This window comes from Brevibacillus sp. RS1.1 (assembly GCF_013284365.1).
GTDB lineage: Bacteria > Bacillota > Bacilli > Brevibacillales > Brevibacillaceae > Brevibacillus > Brevibacillus brevis_D.
Genome location: NZ_JABSVA010000001.1, coordinates 589738 through 608042 on the forward strand (window position 1 = coordinate 589738; position 18305 = coordinate 608042).

The following is an 18305-nucleotide window of genomic DNA, read 5'->3' on the forward strand; positions in this document are numbered from 1 at the left end:
AGACGAAAATCGGATATCAATGTTAATTGTGTCGTTCTTGTGTAAAATTCTGAATTGTATCTAGCGCCCGCTCAGCGAGCTTTTCATTTTTCAAACGCTTGTCTCGGATTCTTTCTGGCCATTCCGGTACAAGCCCGAAGTTTGCGTTCATCGGTTGAAAATGCTTTGGATCTGCCGTTGTAATATAACGAGCCATACTGCCCATAATTGTTTCTGGTGGAAGCTCGATCAATTCTTCCCCTTTTGCGAGTCGTGCTGCATTTATCCCCGCAAGCAAGCCAGATGCTGCTGACTCTACATATCCTTCTACACCAGTCATTTGACCAGCAAAGAAAAGTGTTTCCCGATCTTTATACTGATACGTAGGCTTCAAAAGCTTTGGCGAATTGATAAAGGTGTTTCGGTGCATGACACCATAACGAACGATTTCACAGTTTTCCAACCCAGGAATGAGTGAAAAGACTCTTTTTTGATCCGGCCATTTCAGATGGGTCTGGAAGCCTACGATGTTATACAATGTCGCAGCACTGTTGTCCTGGCGAAGTTGAACAACCGCATAGGACTTTTTACCTGTCCGTGGATCAACCAGACCCACAGGCTTCATAGGACCAAATGTCATGGTTTTGTGCCCACGCTTTGCCAATACTTCAATCGGCATGCAGCCTTCGAAGAAGATCTCCTTTTCAAACTCCTTCAATGGAACAGTTTCCGCAGAGATCAACGCATCATAGAAGCGATTGAACTCCTCTTCTGTCATCGGGCAGTTCAGGTAGGCTGCTTCACCTTTATCATATCTGGAAGCAACGAATACCTTGTTCATATCGATCGAGTCTTTCTCGATAATGGGTGCTGCTGCATCATAGAAGTACAGATATTCTTCACCCGTCAGCTCTTTTAACTTTGTAGACAAAGCTGGAGAAGTAAGTGGCCCGGTGGCAATTACGACAATCCCATCAGGAATTTCGGTAATCTCTTCCGAAACGACCTCAACTAAGGGATGATTACGAACAGCATCTGTAACATGAGCAGCGAATTCGTGTCTGTCTACGGCAAGCGCGCCTCCAGCTGGAACCGCGCAACGATCTGCCGAATCGATAATGACAGAGTTCAGCCGACGCATTTCTTCCTTTAATACACCCACTGCATTCGTCAACGTGTTAGCACGCAATGAATTACTGCATACCAACTCTGCAAATTTATCGGTATGATGTGCAGGCGTTTGTGTCTTCGGTCTCATTTCATACAGCTTAACTTTTACACCCGCCTGCGCGATTTGCCATGCTGCCTCACTACCAGCGAGACCAGCGCCCACTACTGTAATTGTTGGTTGTGACATGCTGTTAATCCTCCAAACTACAAAATCGAATCAGGCTGCTTAGGAGTCTGCCTCTTCTTGATAATCACACTTGGTGCAAACTATGCTAACTCCTTGCTTCTTGCGTTTTTTCTCCACGAGCATGCTGGAGCATTTTGGACAAGGTCTGGCAATCGGTTTGTCCCACGATACAAAATCACATTCCGGATATTGATTGCAACCGTAAAAAATACGGCTCTTTTTAGATTTACGTTCGATAATCTCTCCGGTTTCACACTGCGGACATTTTACGCCGATTTCTTTTACAATCGGCTTCGTATTACGGCAATCCGGGAATCCCGAACAAGCTAAAAACTTGCCAAATCGACCAAGCTTATAAACCATCACACGGCCACAAAGCTCACATGTTTCATCCGATTCTTCAACTTTCAGCTCTACTTCCTTCATTTCTTCTTCTGCAACAACTACGCGCTTCGCAAAGTCTTGATAAAAATCGTCCAGCACCTGCACCCAATTGGTGATTCCTGCTTCGATGTTATCCAAGCCCGATTCCATATGCGCAGTGAATTCTACGTTGAGAATCTCCGGGAAGAACTCCTCAACAAGTGTGATCACAATCTCGCCCAACTCGGTTGGGACAAATCGCTTCTCTTCTAATGCCACGTAGCCCCGCTTTTGAATGGTTTCTAATGTAGGCGCATAGGTAGATGGACGTCCAATCCCCATCTCTTCCATCGATTTGAGCATGCGCGCTTCGGAGAATCGTGGTGGTGGCTGTGTAAAGTGCTGACTCGGCTCGATTTCTTTCTGATCGAGGATTTGTCCTTCTTCAATGGGCGGAAGGAAGCTTTCTTCCTCAGTGCCATCATCGTTTCCTTCAATATATACCTTCATAAATCCAGGGAACTTCACTTTTGATCCCGTTGCTCTAAAGGTAACTCCACCTGCGTCAATATCTACGCTCATCGTATCAAGAACAGCAGATGACATTTGACTGGCAAGGAAACGCTCCCAGATTAATCGATACAAACGCAACTGATCTCTTGACAAGTATTCCTTGATTTCATCGGGTGTACGCATCACACCAGTTGGACGGATTGCTTCGTGAGCATCTTGAGCATTTTCGTTTTTCGCCTGATTGCGTGGCTCAGATAACACATAGTCTGGACCGTATTTCTCGAGTATGTATTCCTTTGCTTCGTTCTGTGCAGTTACAGACAGGCGAGTAGAGTCCGTACGCATATAGGTAATCAAACCAACTGCGCCTTCTTTATTGCCAACGTCGATCCCCTCATAGAGCTCTTGAGCAATTCGCATGGTCTTAGAAGTGCGGAAGTTCAGCTTACGCGCTGCCTCTTGCTGTAAAGAACTCGTGATAAAAGGAGGTGCAGGATTGCGCTTGCGCTCACGCTTGGTTACCTTTTGTACCACATATGGTTTGTTCTTCATTCGTTTCAATACCGCTGCTACATCATCTTCCGAATGAAGCTCCACCTTTTCATCGCCATAACCATAGAACTTCGCGTTAATTTCTTTTCCGTCGCTCATTAATGTACTTGCAATTGTCCAATACTCTTCCGGGATAAACTCTTGGATCTCCCGCTCACGATCCATGATAAGCTTTACCGCAACTGATTGAACACGTCCAGCACTCAAGCCTTTTCGAACCTTTTTCCATAGAATTGGACTAATATTGTAGCCAACGAGTCTGTCGAGAATACGACGTGCCTGTTGAGCATTTACCAAGTCCATGTTTATGTGTCGTGGATGCTTGAACGCTTCTTTAATGGCATCTTTGGTAATCTCATTAAATACCACACGAAGCGGCTGATTCATATCGAGACCCAAGTATTGCGCCAAATGCCAAGCAATTGCCTCCCCTTCGCGATCCGGGTCGGCTGCGAGATACACTTTTTTTACTTTTTTAGCGGCATCTTTTAAGCCCTTCAATACATCGCCTTTGCCGCGAATGGTTATGTATTTGGGTTCAAAATTATGTGTAACGTCTACACCCATTTGACTTTTCGGCAAATCGCGTACATGTCCGATAGACGCTTTCACGATATATTTACTACCCAGGTATTTTCCAATGGTTTTGGCCTTCGTAGGGGATTCTACGATTACTAGCGTATCAGCCATTTTTTTCCTCCCCTTTTAGTAAGGAATCTTCCCTATTATTAAATACCCTCATCCGGTTTGTCAAACACTTGTGCCTCTTGGCATTGCCAAAAAGCTAGCGGATATGCTATCTCCGCGCAAAATAACCACCAGGAAGTGCCAAAATGGCTCCTTTTGCTTCCAAACGAATGACCAGCTGATGTAGCATCTTGCGTTGGTCTTTTTCCAAGCAGCTCATTAACTCATCCAAATGAATCCCCTCATAGGTTACAGCTTCCACAATCGCTTTTTCTTCATTAGATAAGGGAATAACATCGGTTGCATTGCTCTTTTTGACCTGCTGCATTTGCTTGGCTTCTGGAAGATGATGTTTGATTTCATCCCATATATCGTTACTGCACGTTACTAGCTTTGCACCTTGTTTGATCAAGTTATGCGGCCCGGCACTCATCAATGAAAAAATAGGACCAGGAATCGCAAAAACTTCTTTGCCCTGCTCAAGTGCACAGTCTGCCGTAATCAAGGATCCGCTTTTTTCTGCTGCTTCCACCACTAATACACCGATAGAAAGACCACTTATGATACGATTTCGCTCTGGAAACAATCCAGAAATAGGTGGAATATGAGGAGGATACTCGCTGAGGAGTAGGCCAAAAGATTCAATTTGGCGATAAAGTTCTCGATGTCGAGAAGGATAAACGTGATTCATTCCGCAACCGAGCACGCCTATAGTCTTACCACCTGCTTTCAAGGTAGCTTGGTGAGCCTCCGCATCAATTCCATACGCTACCCCTGAGACAATGACAAGACCTGCTTGTACCAGTTCTCGGACAAAAAAGCTACAGCTCGCTCTTCCATATGGTGTCGGTTTGCGCGAACCAACGACGCCAATCGACAATTTATCCAATAATGTGTGGTCGCCACGATAAAACAACGTCCATGGAAAATCGGGAATATTGCGGAGCGAAGCAGGATAAGCATCGTCAAAAGGACATAAGAAGCGTGTTCCCTCTTCTTCACGCTTTTCCAATAGTGCCATAGCAGGAGCTTCATTGCTTTGCTGGTCAACCTGCCCAGTGATCAAGGAAGTCAATCTGAGCTCACGTGCCAGTTCATGCCAGTTTTCGATGGCAATCTGAAAAGAACCTGTGATTTCAAATATCTCTCGGATTTTCTTTCTTCCCAAACCTGAGATCATCGTTAACACATACACCCAGTCTCTCTCGTCGAGCTTCGCCTTTTCCACTCCAAAATCCTCCTTCATCCCGCTCACAATTGCTTCTGAAAGTTATTCTATCGAAAGAAAGAGGCTGCTTCAAAAATAAAAAAGTGGACAAGCCTAAAGCCTGTCCACTTCTGTCTTATCTGCTTACTTGCCCATTACTTTCTCGAGCATACCGCGCTCTTTCAGCAATTCAACAAGTGTTTCACCGATAACTGCAGGTGTTTTCGCTACACGAATACCACATTCTTCGAGCTTCGCGATTTTTTCAGCAGCTGTACCTTTACCGCCAGAGATGATCGCACCAGCGTGGCCCATACGTTTTCCTTCAGGAGCAGTTTGTCCCCCGATGAAGCCTACAACTGGTTTTTTCATGTTAGCAGCGATCCACTCTGCTGCTTCTTCTTCCGCAGTACCACCGATTTCACCCAACATGATAACTGCTTCTGTGTCTGGATCTTCGTTGAACATTTTCAGTACGTCGATGAACTCCATACCTTTTACTGGGTCTCCACCGATACCTACAGCTGTGGATTGACCAAGACCGCGAGTAGAAGTTTGGTGAACTGCTTCATAAGTCAAGGTACCGGAGCGAGATACGATACCCACTTTACCTGGAACGTGGATGTAACCAGGCATGATACCGATCTTGCACTCACCTGGAGTGATTACGCCAGGGCAGTTAGGACCTACGAGAAGGGTTTTCTTGCCTTCCATGTAGCGCTTAACTTTCACCATGTCCAGAACTGGGATACCTTCAGTAATGCAGATTACCAGATCCAGTTCAGCGTCAACTGCTTCCATGATCGCATCAGCAGCGAAAGGAGGAGCAACGTAGATAACAGATGCAGTTGCACCAGTTGCTTCAACTGCTTCTTTTACTGTGTTGAAAATTGGAATACCGTCAACTTCGGTTCCACCTTTACCAGGTGTTACACCGCCAACCATTTGTGTACCGTATTCAACGGCTCCGCGAGTGTGGAACAGACCAGTTGCACCCGTAATCCCTTGCGTAATTACTTTTGTATTTTTATTAACGAGAATACTCATCGCGTAATTTTCCCACCTTTTTTAACGTATCTACTCGAAATATCTTACTTCACCAAGGATACGATTTTCTCAGCGCCATCCGCCATAGATTCTGCAGCTACAATGTTCAAACCGGACTCATTAAGGATTTTCTTACCCAAATCTACGTTTGTACCTTCGAGACGTACAACGAGAGGTTTGTCCAATTTGATTTGTTTTGCTGCATTCACTACGCCGTTTGCGATAACGTCGCATTTCATGATGCCGCCAAAGATGTTGACGAAAATACCTTTTACTTTTTCGTCACGGAGAATAATTTTAAACGCTTCCGTTACTTTCTCTTCAGTAGCTCCGCCACCAACGTCAAGGAAGTTAGCTGGGTCTCCACCGTAGAATTTCACGATGTCCATTGTTGCCATCGCCAGACCTGCACCGTTTACCATGCAACCGATGTTACCATCAAGTGCGATGTAGGACAGATCGAACTTGGAAGCTTCGATTTCTTTCTCATCTTCTTCATCCAAATCGCGCAGAGCTACGATGTCAGGGTGACGATAGAGAGCGTTGCTGTCGAAGTTCAGTTTTGCATCCAGTGCCATTACTTCACCGTCGCCAGTTACAACCAGTGGGTTGATTTCAGCGATAGAAGCATCTTTATCAACGAAAGCTTGGTACAAGCTCATCATGAACTTGGCAGCTTTGTTAATCAATTCTTTTGGAATGTTGATTGCGTAAGCCAGGCGACGAGCTTGGAAGCCATTCAGACCTGTTACTGGATCAACTACTTCTTTGAAGATTTTTTCTGGAGTGTTTGCTGCTACTTCCTCGATGTCCATACCGCCTTCTTCGGAAGCCATCATTACAACACTTCCAGTAGCACGGTCAACAACTACACCAACGTAGTATTCTTTCTTGATGTCGCAGCCTTGCTCGATCAGAAGGCGCTTAACTTCTTTACCTTCTGGTCCTGTTTGATGAGTAACGAGTACTTTGCCAAGGATCTCGCTGGCATATGTACGAACTTCATCAAGATTTTTTGCAACCTTTACACCGCCAGCCTTACCACGGCCACCAGCGTGAATTTGCGCTTTTACTACGTTTACTTGGGTGCCCAGTTCTTTTGCTGCTTCAACAGCTTCTTCCACTGTGAAAGCTACGCGTCCTTCAGGAACTTTTACACCGTACTGCTTAAGTATCTCTTTACCTTGATACTCATGAATGTTCATTCTCCATCCTCCTATGGCAGATAAAGATCGGCAGGCTTTTAGACCGGTTCAAAGACGTATGTCTTCTTCCGGTCATAACCTCCACTATCAGTGCAACGTAACTATTCTACGACAAAAACTGCAAAAGTGGTAGTAATATGTTCGTTTTATCGTGACCAGAAATGCGAAACTTCATGAGGAAATTCCTCATTTTCGTAGAGATTGAAACAATTTCCACACGTTTTCAGCGAGTTCATCATGAATGTACCAAGTTTGTTCATACTTAAAATAACGTGGATATAGTTCAATTCTCTGCTCTTTATCATTCACCAAAAAATGAAGTTCATATTGTTTTTTGCCCGGTTCTTTTGGTGGAACAATTAGTGGATCTGCATTTTTTAAAAATCGGACAGATTGATGGGCAATTCCTTGCTCGATCGTTGTTTGGGTGACATCCAACTTTGTTTCTTGGACGTTCATTTCGCCATTTGCTGTGATGCGAATTCGTGTAGATTTAAATAACGGGTCAATCCTGTCATCCTTACGATTGCTTGGCGGCATCCATTCCGTTAACCGCGAAAAGAGGCTACCATCTACGTGAAAGAAAAAAGTTTCTCTCCCAAAGGGAACTGCAATCAGCGTCGGTGTTAAAATGGCCACTTCGACCGGCTTATCAGCAAAATTCATTCTCATCCGATAGTTCGGGTAGAGTGGATACTGCTTGTTGCGACTGTCCACTTCTGGGACTGCCGATCCCATTACTTTCCTGATGTATTCTGCTTCTGATTCGTTCAACACGCGCGCCTGCCCAAGGTCCTCTGCAGCTAAACGCACGCTCTGAATTTTTTGTGAGAGTACTCCTTTGCCAGTTAACTTGTTTACCCACTGATAAAAATAGGTGGCACCCGCACCACGATACGTGTGTCCCCCAAACTCACTTGCCGACTCACCCACCGTCACGACAAGTGGAGCCTGCTGTGTCCGATAAAGGACGAGCGTAAAACGTACATCTTCTTGCTTTAAAGGCTCGGATGATATTTGTAAATCTTGTCCCTGTCCGGACAGTTCTTGCAAAAACAAGCGCAAGTCCAATAATACTTCCTGACCATCGGTTGACATCACTGTTACTTTTTCAACCGTACCAAGCTCTGTCTCGATATGATCTTTCATGTCATCAGAAACCTTGCCAGACTGTGCACAGCCAGTGATGAACAAGCTGCTCACTATCATAACCAGTAGACACGTACGTAAAGACGATATCACGCAGTAACCCTCCTCGTGTATTCCTGTAAGATAACGCTACAGAAGTCCCAATCGACGGCTGATCTCACTGCCTAGCTTTCGTTTCACGTAAATTTCACCAATTTGGTGCGGATCTTTCACGATAACAGAGCGATTATTCGTACGAATTACCACATACTTTTCATTGTTTTTGTCCAAACCACAGATCAAATCAGATGAGGCTTCTACAAAGATAGCTACCACTGTTTTCCCATCTATTTTTTTCAATGAAATTTTTGGAAATGGGGTCACAAACGGTGACGTCTTATCTTGGATGTATTGCGTAATAGCTAGAATGTATTTGTCCGGGTCTCCGTACTGCTCGATCTCATGATCAATCCCGCACACTGTCCCTTCATCTGTAATGCCTAAAAATAAATTCCCATTGTTTGAATTCGCAAACGCCACAATAGACTTAATAATTCCCGTCTTCGAATAAAGAAAGTCGCGTTTGAATTCAATCATGTCGTTCTCACCAAGCTTTGTTGCTGTTACAGGATCATCAATTCGGCCTAAATAGCGAAAACGACTGATGGCGCCTAAGCGATAGACATATTCTTCAAATATATCAGCAGGTAGAGAAAGGTCTTCTATACTTGCATCTGTGTTTTGCCACAATTTATATGTTTGCGGAGCAAAGCACATGTCAAACAATACGTTTCCACCGAGCGAGCGTATGTTCATACCAATGGAAGCAGGCATGGTCTTCCCCGGCTGATATGGGGCATCTGTTTCCACTTCCAATACTCCTGAATGAATTAAATAATCGAAATAATGACGCGGTAATCGTACATCATGCTTTAATATCTGACGTTCTGGCTTGCGTCGTCTGATTTCTTGGTAAAAATCAAAACGCACAGATTGTTCTTCCAGTTGGCTTACCATCGCAATCAATGAACAAATATGGCGCATGTTTCCCCTCGTTTTGTGTTAGAGTAGGTGTCATTGTTTGGTCATATTTTAACGCAACTTTTTAAGAATTGACTAGTTTTTTCGTTATTTTTGCAATTGATAGTGATGCAATATTGTTTGTAATTTAAACGAAAGTCCCGTTTGTCCGCTAATTTTTAGCTTGCCCGTTACCAAAGCAACTGTGGGATTCAAGCGTCCCTCTACGAGCTTAATAAAATCTTTATCAGAAAGCTCCAGCTTGCAGCCCCCTTCCCTTGTCACACCCATCGTATAGTCTGCTTGATTATCGGCAAAAACCACCTCGTAGGTGCCCCCCTCTTCTCCACTTAGGACAAAATGGTAAACCGCATGTAATCCAGCGATTCCTTGTGGCTGGGTGTTTATTCTATTCGATAAATCCTGAAGAGTTTTTTGTACCTGCATGCTCACTTCTCCTTGCTTGCCATGTATAAGAACCGCTTTCGGTAAAAAAAGAAAGCCGGGTGTTTACCGGCTTACTTTACACGGACTGCTGTGCCTGTGGCAATAACCATCATCATACCTTCCCGCAATGTTTCGAAGTCGAGATCAACCCCAATCACTGCGTTTGCACCCAATGCCCGTGCTTTTTCTTTCATTTCACGCAAGGCCAGTTCGCGACCTTCTGCGAGCTTACTCTCATACGAGCCACTTCTGCCTCCGATGATGTCCGTAATTCCTGCGAGAAAGTCACGGACTACGTTTGCACCCATGATTACCTCTCCACTGACGATATCCAAATACTCTACCACTTCTTTTCCTTGGATCATGCTGGTTGTAGTTACGATCATGTCATTGCCTCCTCATGTTGCTCTATTCACACTATATATTACGTACCATAAAATAATCGGTTGCAAAGAAAGATCTAAACCTGTCCAAAAGTGTATGCGCATTACTTGCAAACTATACTTTTCCTATCCCATTGTGGAAGTAAGTGTTTTGGATAATTTGGCAGCTGAGGAGCCTAAACTTGCTTCAGCGATTAATTCCCGCCAGGACCTTTCGAAGAAGTCTGGTGTTTGGTACCCATTCACATGGCCAACAGCTGCAGATACAAAGACATCGAGAACGTTTGTTGGACGTGTAATAAGCGAAATGTATTCCTGAATCTGTTCATCCGAAATCGTAGAGATCAAAACAAACTCGTCCCCTGCATAACGACATAAGTAATCCCCCTGTTCTTCAGCCAAAGAAGAGAGAACCGATGAATAGGTGCGGATGACATCATCCCCGAATGGATGACCATGCAGCTTATTAATTCGGCCAAAGTCGTTCAAATCGATGAAAAGCAAATGGAAAGGTTTACGCTCCTTTAAAAAATTTTCCCCAATAAACTCGATGTAGGGAGCGCGATACAAACCCGATAATGGGTCTCGATACTCTGCTATTTTCATCTCTACGATTTCTTTTGTGATGAATCCGATCAGTTGATCCTCTTGCATGACCAAAGCCAGACCACCTTGTTCTTGATGAAGCGCGTGATAGGCCTCCCAAACATTGTGATTGGCAGACAGGTAGAACGGCTGACTGCGCATGGCATCGGCAACGATTCGGTTAGGATGAGCGGACAACACGTCTCTTGTCGTAACCATTCCCAGCACCTCTCCGTGATCCATGACAACTAACGAATCAACTTGAGATTCGTTCATTCGCTCCGCCGCATAAGAGACACTTTTGTCAGAGGTGATGGTACAAATCGTCGTCGTCATGATGTCGGAGATGTTCATAATAGATCCACCTCTCGTTGAACAGACAATGCTATTTTTAATTCAGATCGCAGAACCATGGAGTCGCTAATCATGCGCTCTGCCTCTTCCAGAATGATTTTCATTAATAATTTTTCATCAATCATTTGCAAAAGGGTATTTCTTAACAAGACTGCCTCAATCTTTGGATGATTCATCTTTATTAAGGTAAACTGCTCCGGGGAAAGCGCATCCGCCATTCTCCTTACAGCCTCAGGACCAATAGGTGCTTTCCGTCCGATGATCAACAGATCCTGCATCGGAGGGACTTCAAACTCGGATATTTTTAAGGAAAGCGTTGCTTTCCGGGAATATACGTTGTTATCACTAGCCATAAAAATTCCTCCAATTCTGCATTGCCCTCTTATTCGTTCGGCAAACTGCCTGGTCTACCAAACAAGTATCCCTGGCCGATTGCAACGCCCAATAAAGAAGCACAAGCAAAATCCTCTTCTTCTTCAACTCCTTCGAGAATGAGTTGAGGTGCATCTTTGCAAAAATCGACAAACAATTTTACAGTCTTTTGCTTTTCTAATGAACTCGAGAGTTCTTGCGAAAAAAAGCGGTCAATCTTAATGTAATCAGGCGAGATATCTTCAATTTTACCGAATATGTTTGCGCCATCTCCGACATCATCCAACGCAATTAGGAACCCCAACTTTTTCAGTTCAGCTATTCGTCGTGTAAAAATGGGTTCGCTCCAGCATTCTCCTTCCATAATCGATTCGTTGATCTCCAAAACGATTTGGGTTAAAAAGGGACGGAAGGAACGAGCAATCTTTTGAATGAAGCCAGGAAATGTGTCTTCTATTATGGTAGAAGGAAAAATATTCACGAATAAAAGCTCGTTTTTGTGTTCAATCGACGAATGAAAAAAAGTCAAGAGCGCATAATGCAGGGAATGGGCGTCGAGTTCTGGCAGCATTTTGTTTTCCTTCGCCGAAGAAAACAATGCCTCTGGATGGATCCCCGCTTTATTGCGAAGTAATACTTCATACCCTATCCTACTTTTCTCAGGAAGTTGACATATTGGCTGAAATGCGTGGTAGTACTCTTTTTTCTTAAATAATTCTGCAATGCTCTCCATCAATTTTCCTTTCCCTTTCCTAGCAAGTATGAACACAAAGAAAAAGCTTCTTCCATGCCAAGGTATTCTACGCCATGGAAGTGCTGGGAAATGTACCTACATGCACGAGCAAAAGAAATTCTACTCTCTGTGGATATTTCTAGTCATCACACCAACTAGGTAATAAAGATTACAAATATCAGCAGATATTTCGACAATACATGTCTTTGTCCCTACTTATTCGCCAGCATCATGCATATTCCTTTCCAGATCATACTAATTGTTTCAAATTAATTAGGAACATTGTACGTATAATGGCTATTTTTTATCGTTATATTTTCGCAAAATGATAGATGTATCAAGTAATTCCACAACTTGTAAAAGAACGGAATCATTTGAAATACATGCAAATAAATTTTTTCTGCTTGTTCCGTCGTGAGCAGCTATCGAGTCTTTTTCATATGGTATGGAAAATGGGTATCGTCTTCATTTAAAGGGAGGAAAAAAAGGCCAGTGGTCAAGACCTCAACGTATACACTGCAAGTGCAGGAAGGCCACTTGTTCACGATTACGCTAGTGGCAAATCCCTCTACAGGCTACCAGTGGGATTTGTCTAATCCAGTGGATGCTCGCTTTTTATCGTTGCATGCCAATCATTTTGTTCCTCCATCATCGCCAGCTCGTATTGGGCAAGAGGGGCATCAGGTGATGTCCTTTCAGGCTTTGCGGCGAGGAATGACGTCGATTTCGGTGAAGTATTGTCGGCCTTGGGATAATGGGGGATGTGGGGAGTTTGTGTTTTATGTTGTTACGATTGTGTAGGGTTAGGTTTCAAAAGTACTTAATGTTACTTTATTGGTAGTGAAGTGGTTAGTCTGTATGTGGTGTGTTCATTTACGAGGCACATGCAGACTAACCAATTTTTCACCTCGAAAACTTGACTATTTGACAATTTGGACTGGTGTTGACCTTTGCAGATGTGACTATGCAGCAAAGAAAACAAACTTTGCATCGAAGCAGCAATAGTTGAGGAACCAAATTTGAGGCAACCAAGACTTTTTTGCTTAGGAAATGAGCAATTTTCTATTGAATGCCAATCGAATCGCATCCGAATCATATCCGGATTCTACATATGGGAGCAACCTAACAGAAAGCCTATCACAAAGAAGTATTGAATCAAGCTTCTTAGATGACGGAATACCTTCATTAACAACCCTCCAGGTAATTTATCCAAGACATTTCAGCAACATTTTGTCTCAAAAATGTTGTACTAGTAAATTTTATTACCACCTTGAATCTACTTTTATTCGTTTACTCTACTTGATTATTGAATACTGTCTCGCTTTATTATGTTATTAACTTTAGTTCCCTCTTTAAAGAATGATTTACTTAACCCCCTACTTGTTTTATCCCTTTATCAGATACTGTGTTCTGCTTTGATCATGTCGCCGCTCCATTAAAAAAGTAGCCCTCGGTCCAAGGCTCTGTAACGAATTGCTTCTGCTACATGTGCAGCATCTACACGGGAAGCCCCATCTAGATCTGCAATTGTCCTCGCCACTTTCACAATTCTATCGTATGCTCTTGCACTTAAACCTAATGTCTCGAAGGCAAGCTGCAGCATCTCCTGCCCTTCTTTATCTAGTTGTGCAAATTGGCGTAGTTCTTCTCCATTCATCACACTGTTAAAAGGACATCCTGGACGATATTGGTATCTTTCGCATTGAACAGTCCTCGCCTGTTCTACCCGACGTTGAATGTCTTTTGAATACTCCTCTGCTTTTCTGTTGTGAAGAAGTTGAACGGGTACTCTCGGCACCTCGATGTGCAGGTCGATGCGGTCGAGCAAGGGACCTGAGAGTTTTGAGCGGTATTTGTAGATTTGTTGAGGAGAGCAAGAGCAGGTTTGCTTCTCTCGAGTACCAAAGAATCCACAAGGACAAGGTTGAAGATAATACCCTTGGAATATCATATAAAAAGGAAACACCCTTTTCTCCATTTATAGACATGATAGATGATAGTCCTGGTGACCGTCTTAGAGCAGCACGTACAGCAAAACAGATGTACTTGGTTGATCTTGCCGCTGTCACAGGATTGTGTACAAGAACAATTGGATTAGCAGAAGCTAATAAATTGAAAGTATCGCCTCCTAGCCTAAGACGACTTTCCAATGTGCTTGGTGTCTCAGTTGCTTTTCTCGGTTGTTTTGAGAAACTGCCGGAATCAACTTTAGGGGAGCGTATTATTAAAGCGCGCTTCTACTATGGGTACACAAAGAGAGAGTTTGCTGCGCTTTTAGGAATAAGTGAACGTACTCTATACGAATGGGAACATGACCGAAAGATTCCACCTCCGACTCCCTTAAATGACCTATCGAAGTATTTGGCTGTATTAATGAAGGAATAGAATAAAGCGGCCCCTTCTGAAATTTAAAGGGCCGCTTTATTTTTGCCAGTAAATCTTTTTACCTTTCTGAACTAGAATGATACTAAACGAAAAACCGGCTTAGTAAAATCAACACGAGTTCCAGTAAACAATATTTACTGTGCCTATATAATGTTTATGTTGCTCGAATGCGTAAACAATTTAAGAAAAATATATGGTACAATCTTCCTGTCATGCTCTTTAGAAGGGAAGTCTTAAAATGTCTATGAAACTCAAACGAAGCTTATTTTTGGGAACAATTCTCTTGGTTTGTTTGTTCATATGGATAGTAGTATTTCAGACCATTACAGGTTCTGATATATTTTCAAAGTCCAGTACAAACAAACCAAAGTCTGCAGCAGAAAAAGAAGCTACTTCTCTTCCCAAACAAACTAAATCAACATCTGCTATTAATGTGAGTCAGACTGTCTCAACAAATCAGAATCCTACATCTAATCCTATCTCTGAACAAGTTGACACTTCACCGAAACCAGAACAAAACTCAATCCCTGCACAGGCTCCATCCGATCCAGTCGATTCAATGAGTCCTATACAAGCTAGACAAGAGATTGGGAAGTTATCTGCTAAATTTGATTCAAAAGACTTTGTACAAGCAGCAAGAAATAAAGATATTTACTTAATGAAGTTGTTTCTTAAAGCAGGTATGGACCCAAATGTGTCTTATTATGATCCAGATCAGAATCTTACAATTCCTCTGGCCTATGCAGTATATAACGAACATATGGAAGGAGTCCGACTTCTCCTTAAACACGGAGCAGATCCTAATGCGATAGAGAGAGATGGTGGATTAACGATGCTCATGATTGCAACCGGTGAATTAGAAATAATAAAAGAATTAATAAATTCTGGAGCACAGCCTGACTTGAATTATGACAAATTTAATTCACCACTTTATCAGGCAGTAAGTTTGGGACGTACAGAGGTTGCTAAACTACTGTTAGCACACGGAGCGGACCCAAACCTCACTACTGTTGATACAGAAGATATAAATGGTGAGAGTACATTGATTCGCTTAACTCCATTAGAAAAAGCAATTAAGATGAGGAATAAAGAGATGATCCAATTGCTGTCCAAGAATTAATTTTAGATTATTATAGCTTCTAGGATAGCAGACTACATCTACTACAACAATAACCTGGAAGATACTCAATGAAATGACATACATGTTCAATAAGTATATTAAGAACTAATCATTTACTACTTCAAAAGATTATGTAGCATTCTTCAAGATTGTATCCTTTGAAGTGATGGAATATACCAAATAACGTGTCGAGGCACCTCCTAAATAACAGGAAGGTGCCTCAAAACTTTAAAAACGCTGATCTATGCTGGAAGAATTAAGTCAACGAAAACTGGCGATCGTAGCATGCCACTCTTAGTCCAGTTTCGCATTTTAACGCGTGTTTAATCTGAGGCTGAATGTAATGTAAACATTCTCCCGATCCTTGCGTGTGATGATTGATTTTGCAACAATTGCGTGCATCCCATAAGTCTTTGCCTCGGCCGTCAATGTACGCCATTTTCTTATGGTTAGAGTGTCCGCAACCGCTCGGTCCAGGACAGCTTTACACTCCATAAAAGTCAATCCTCAAAGGTCAGCTCGATCATAATGTGGCATAATGCAACGTATAATATTGATATTGGCCCAAAAAGTTGATTTGCTCCCACCAAAAGTTGATATATCTTTAAAAGTTCCTCCTGAAGCCACTAAATCCGTTTTTCTGGAGGTACCTCTCTAAACGCTAATTACTCATAATAGCGAAAAACGCCCGAATTTGAGGATTCGAGCGTTACTTTACATAATAACTATATTGTCACCCAATCTTCCTGTTTTGGAAGAACTTTTTTAATTCGTTGTTACATTAAGTTGAAGTAATGCAGAAGATTCTCCGGACTTATCCATTGTCACTTTATAATCAAACTGACCACTACCAATGTCCTTATTAACGGGGATCATTGTCATGTTGTGTTTTACATCCGTTCGGAGGTCGTCATTACCAAAATCGTAGTTATAATACGCAGCCCAAGCGGTTTGTGTAATTTTTGAGTTATCCGAGTTGTATTTATAATTAGGGAACGATTGCCCATTTTTATACCAGTGTGTATCAAACTCCGAAGGATTGGCTGCCCATGTGTTAAAGGTACTACTCGAACACTCCAACAAGCCGTCATTATCTTCACTCCAGGACATCGAAATTTTGGATGCAGCGGTTTCAATTCGAACTGGATCTTCTGTTGAAGCTCTCAGCCATCCCTTGTAGTAATTTTTAGCAGCGAGAAGTTGGTTTTCAGAAGAACCAACTTCGTCATTAGATAATTCCTTTTCTGATTCTTCTTCCTTCAACTCTTCTTCACTTGGCTTGTAATCTAATGGTTTGGTTATGTAAGTTCCATTTTCTGTATCAATTTGAATTTGATAAGCCTCAATTATCCCGTCTGCTGTAGCTCTTCCTTCAATAGTGACTTGACCTTCTCCATCTCCGGTTTCACGATACTCTACTTTTTTTAAGATGATTTCACTTCCTGATTCAGCATCCAATTTCATGACTTTGTTCTCTTTACCAAGAGCAGTAAATGCGGTTAAAAAAGAAAGTGATAAGACTACTGGAACTACTATCCACTTTTTTGACATTTGATTCCCTCTCCCTATTCACTATTTTTTTACATTTTAGTAATATATTATAATATATATCTTGGAAAAGAGAAGGAGTATTTACATTTTTTGAAAAGAGGGTGAGCAACGTGAAATCTAGTTCTATGTTTAGTCTATCGCTGATATGTGGTTTGCTTGCTTCTGTAGGAACAATTATTCTTTGGTACATTTTGCTTTACGACAAACCAACTGTCTCTGTATTTACCGCACTTTGTTTGTTACTTCCCGCGATATTTGGTTTAATTACCTCGTTCCTAAAACAACCGCTTATCATTATTTCTTTTGTGGTCTCCTTACCTCTAAGTCTTTACTTATTGTTGACAGGAGATATGTTTACTTTATTTTTTGTTTCCTCAATTTTGTATTTAATATCTGCAGCTTTTAAATGGAAAATATCAAAGGTAAATTGGAACTAATCAAAATAAGAGAGTCTCTCGAGATGAACCGACCCCTGTCAAGTAGACAGGAAATAAAAAAGACACTCTAAGCAACCTGAGTTCAGAATTCATACGGACTCAGGTTGTTTAATTTTTGCTGAAAACGCTCACGGTTGTAAAAATGGATGTAATGTTTAACTTCACGTTTCACTTCGTCAACTGTACGGAACGTACAGCGGTTAAAGCACTCGGATTTAAAATGGCTAAAGAAGTTCTCCATACATACATTTTCCCAGCAGTTTCCCTTTCGGGACATACTGGCTACCATCTTGTATTTCTTAATCAAGTTGTTATATGGACGGGATGTGTATTGGAACCCTTGATCACTATGAAGCAGGATTCCTCGAACATTTCGTTTCTTTTTAGCCTTTTTGAGAGTATCTATAACGAGCTTCAAATCGTTTCTTCGGCTTATCTGATAAGCGATGATCTCGTTGTTAAATAGATCTTTAATGACGGATAGATACAGTCTTTGTCCATTAAAAATCAGATAAGTAATGTCGGTGACCCATTTCTCACTTGGCTTCCCTGCATGGAAATTCCTGTTCAGAAGATTGTCTGAGATTACGTACGCTTCTTTTTTGCCGTAATAAGGCCTTTTCTTGCGAATGATCGCTTGAAGCCCCGTAACCTTCATTAATCGATGAATACGTTTGCGGTTTACATGCTGTTCATATTTCTTCTAGATCCATACTTTAATCCGACGATACCCATAGATTCCCCGGGCTTTATGAAAACACTCTGCGATCTTCTCCTTTACCTGCTCATCTTCAAGCTGCTTTGGAGAGGTGATGGCTTGCCTTTTCATCCATCTGTAATATCCACTTCTGGAGACTTCGGCTAGATGGCATAAAAGCAG

17 protein-coding genes and 1 pseudogene are annotated in these 18305 nt (G+C 42.3%); 3 read left to right on the forward strand and 15 right to left on the reverse strand.

Annotated elements, in window-relative coordinates; genetic code table 11:
* Positions 1 to 22: 22 nt before the first annotated feature.
* From trmFO to HP570_RS02645, 12 genes are all read right to left on the reverse strand, one after another.
* Positions 23 to 1336, reverse strand: a complete 1314-nt coding sequence (trmFO, locus tag HP570_RS02590; RefSeq protein ID WP_015891766.1) for an FADH(2)-oxidizing methylenetetrahydrofolate--tRNA-(uracil(54)-C(5))-methyltransferase TrmFO — start codon at positions 1334 to 1336, stop codon at positions 23 to 25.
* A 39-nt stretch (positions 1337 to 1375) separates the two neighbouring features.
* On the reverse strand, positions 1376 to 3454 hold the full coding sequence (topA, locus tag HP570_RS02595) for a type I DNA topoisomerase (RefSeq protein WP_173624805.1): 2079 nt from the start codon (positions 3452 to 3454) through the stop codon (positions 1376 to 1378).
* 106 nt (positions 3455 to 3560) lie between these two features.
* Positions 3561 to 4679: a DNA-processing protein DprA gene (gene dprA, locus HP570_RS02600; protein WP_173624806.1), complete on the reverse strand. Its 1119-nt coding sequence runs from the start codon at positions 4677 to 4679 to the stop codon at positions 3561 to 3563.
* 123 nt (positions 4680 to 4802) lie between these two features.
* Positions 4803 to 5705, reverse strand: a complete 903-nt coding sequence (gene sucD / locus HP570_RS02605) for a succinate--CoA ligase subunit alpha (RefSeq protein ID WP_015891769.1) — start codon at positions 5703 to 5705, stop codon at positions 4803 to 4805.
* A 44-nt stretch (positions 5706 to 5749) separates the two neighbouring features.
* Entirely contained in the window at positions 5750 to 6910 is a 1161-nt protein-coding gene (gene sucC, locus HP570_RS02610; RefSeq protein ID WP_016743310.1) for an ADP-forming succinate--CoA ligase subunit beta, read from the reverse strand.
* Positions 6911 to 7096: 186 nt separating this feature from the next.
* Positions 7097 to 8152 carry a hypothetical protein gene (locus HP570_RS02615; RefSeq protein ID WP_173624807.1) on the reverse strand — a complete coding sequence of 352 codons (1056 nt, stop codon included), beginning with the start codon at positions 8150 to 8152 and terminating at the stop codon, positions 7097 to 7099.
* A gap of 36 nt (positions 8153 to 8188) precedes the next feature.
* Complete coding sequence (locus HP570_RS02620) at positions 8189 to 9082, reverse strand: AlbA family DNA-binding domain-containing protein (protein ID WP_015891771.1); 894 nt, start codon at positions 9080 to 9082, stop codon at positions 8189 to 8191.
* An 84-nt stretch (positions 9083 to 9166) separates the two neighbouring features.
* On the reverse strand, positions 9167 to 9505 hold the full coding sequence (locus HP570_RS02625; RefSeq protein WP_173624808.1) for an SCP2 sterol-binding domain-containing protein: 339 nt from the start codon (positions 9503 to 9505) through the stop codon (positions 9167 to 9169).
* A gap of 71 nt (positions 9506 to 9576) precedes the next feature.
* On the reverse strand, positions 9577 to 9891 hold the full coding sequence (locus tag HP570_RS02630; RefSeq protein WP_015891773.1) for a YbjQ family protein: 315 nt from the start codon (positions 9889 to 9891) through the stop codon (positions 9577 to 9579).
* A 123-nt stretch (positions 9892 to 10014) separates the two neighbouring features.
* On the reverse strand, positions 10015 to 10827 hold the full coding sequence (locus HP570_RS02635; protein ID WP_173624809.1) for a CBS domain-containing protein: 813 nt from the start codon (positions 10825 to 10827) through the stop codon (positions 10015 to 10017).
* Positions 10824 to 11180: a hypothetical protein gene (locus HP570_RS02640; RefSeq protein ID WP_015891775.1), complete on the reverse strand. Its 357-nt coding sequence runs from the start codon at positions 11178 to 11180 to the stop codon at positions 10824 to 10826. The genes HP570_RS02635 and HP570_RS02640 overlap by 4 nt, the downstream gene beginning before the upstream one ends.
* 29 nt (positions 11181 to 11209) lie before the next feature.
* Positions 11210 to 11932 (reverse strand): EAL domain-containing protein, encoded by a 723-nt coding sequence (locus tag HP570_RS02645; protein WP_173624810.1) that lies wholly within the window; start codon positions 11930 to 11932, stop codon positions 11210 to 11212.
* A 492-nt stretch (positions 11933 to 12424) separates the two neighbouring features.
* On the opposite strand from HP570_RS02645, the gene HP570_RS02650 reads away from it, so the two are divergent.
* Entirely contained in the window at positions 12425 to 12733 is a 309-nt protein-coding gene (locus HP570_RS02650; protein ID WP_173624811.1) for a protease inhibitor I42 family protein, read from the forward strand.
* 634 nt (positions 12734 to 13367) lie between these two features.
* Here the strand turns inward: HP570_RS02650 and HP570_RS02655 are convergent.
* Positions 13368 to 13898: a magnesium chelatase subunit ChlI family protein gene (locus HP570_RS02655; protein WP_309139175.1), complete on the reverse strand. Its 531-nt coding sequence runs from the start codon at positions 13896 to 13898 to the stop codon at positions 13368 to 13370.
* Positions 13899 to 13972: 74 nt separating this feature from the next.
* On the opposite strand from HP570_RS02655, the gene HP570_RS02660 reads away from it, so the two are divergent.
* Together HP570_RS02660 and HP570_RS02665 are read left to right on the forward strand one after the other, a co-directional pair.
* On the forward strand, positions 13973 to 14317 hold the full coding sequence (locus HP570_RS02660) for a helix-turn-helix domain-containing protein (protein ID WP_254495052.1): 345 nt from the start codon (positions 13973 to 13975) through the stop codon (positions 14315 to 14317).
* A gap of 238 nt (positions 14318 to 14555) precedes the next feature.
* Positions 14556 to 15437, forward strand: a complete 882-nt coding sequence (locus HP570_RS02665; protein ID WP_173624812.1) for an ankyrin repeat domain-containing protein — start codon at positions 14556 to 14558, stop codon at positions 15435 to 15437.
* 765 nt (positions 15438 to 16202) lie between these two features.
* Here the strand turns inward: HP570_RS02665 and HP570_RS02670 are convergent.
* Positions 16203 to 16988, reverse strand: a complete 786-nt coding sequence (locus tag HP570_RS02670; protein ID WP_173607580.1) for a hypothetical protein — start codon at positions 16986 to 16988, stop codon at positions 16203 to 16205.
* Positions 16989 to 17507: 519 nt separating this feature from the next.
* A pseudogene (locus HP570_RS02675) lies at positions 17508 to 18104 on the reverse strand (IS3 family transposase); the annotation flags it as partial.
* Positions 18105 to 18305: the final 201 nt, after the last annotated feature.

Coding starts and splice junctions, on each gene's coding strand:
- trmFO (WP_015891766.1), bottom strand. CDS start 1,336: ATGTCACAACCAACAATTACAGTAGTGGGCGCTGGTCTCGCTGGTAGT.
- topA (WP_173624805.1), bottom strand. CDS start 3,454: ATGGCTGATACGCTAGTAATCGTAGAATCCCCTACGAAGGCCAAAACC.
- sucD (WP_015891769.1), bottom strand. CDS start 5,705: ATGAGTATTCTCGTTAATAAAAATACAAAAGTAATTACGCAAGGGATT.
- sucC (WP_016743310.1), bottom strand. CDS start 6,910: ATGAACATTCATGAGTATCAAGGTAAAGAGATACTTAAGCAGTACGGT.
- HP570_RS02620 (WP_015891771.1), bottom strand. CDS start 9,082: ATGCGCCATATTTGTTCATTGATTGCGATGGTAAGCCAACTGGAAGAA.
- HP570_RS02625 (WP_173624808.1), bottom strand. CDS start 9,505: ATGCAGGTACAAAAAACTCTTCAGGATTTATCGAATAGAATAAACACC.
- HP570_RS02630 (WP_015891773.1), bottom strand. CDS start 9,891: ATGATCGTAACTACAACCAGCATGATCCAAGGAAAAGAAGTGGTAGAG.
- HP570_RS02635 (WP_173624809.1), bottom strand. CDS start 10,827: ATGAACATCTCCGACATCATGACGACGACGATTTGTACCATCACCTCT.
- HP570_RS02640 (WP_015891775.1), bottom strand. CDS start 11,180: ATGGCTAGTGATAACAACGTATATTCCCGGAAAGCAACGCTTTCCTTA.
- HP570_RS02645 (WP_173624810.1), bottom strand. CDS start 11,932: ATGGAGAGCATTGCAGAATTATTTAAGAAAAAAGAGTACTACCACGCA.
- HP570_RS02660 (WP_254495052.1), top strand. CDS start 13,973: ATGTACTTGGTTGATCTTGCCGCTGTCACAGGATTGTGTACAAGAACA.
- HP570_RS02665 (WP_173624812.1), top strand. CDS start 14,556: ATGTCTATGAAACTCAAACGAAGCTTATTTTTGGGAACAATTCTCTTG.
- HP570_RS02670 (WP_173607580.1), bottom strand. CDS start 16,988: ATGTCAAAAAAGTGGATAGTAGTTCCAGTAGTCTTATCACTTTCTTTT.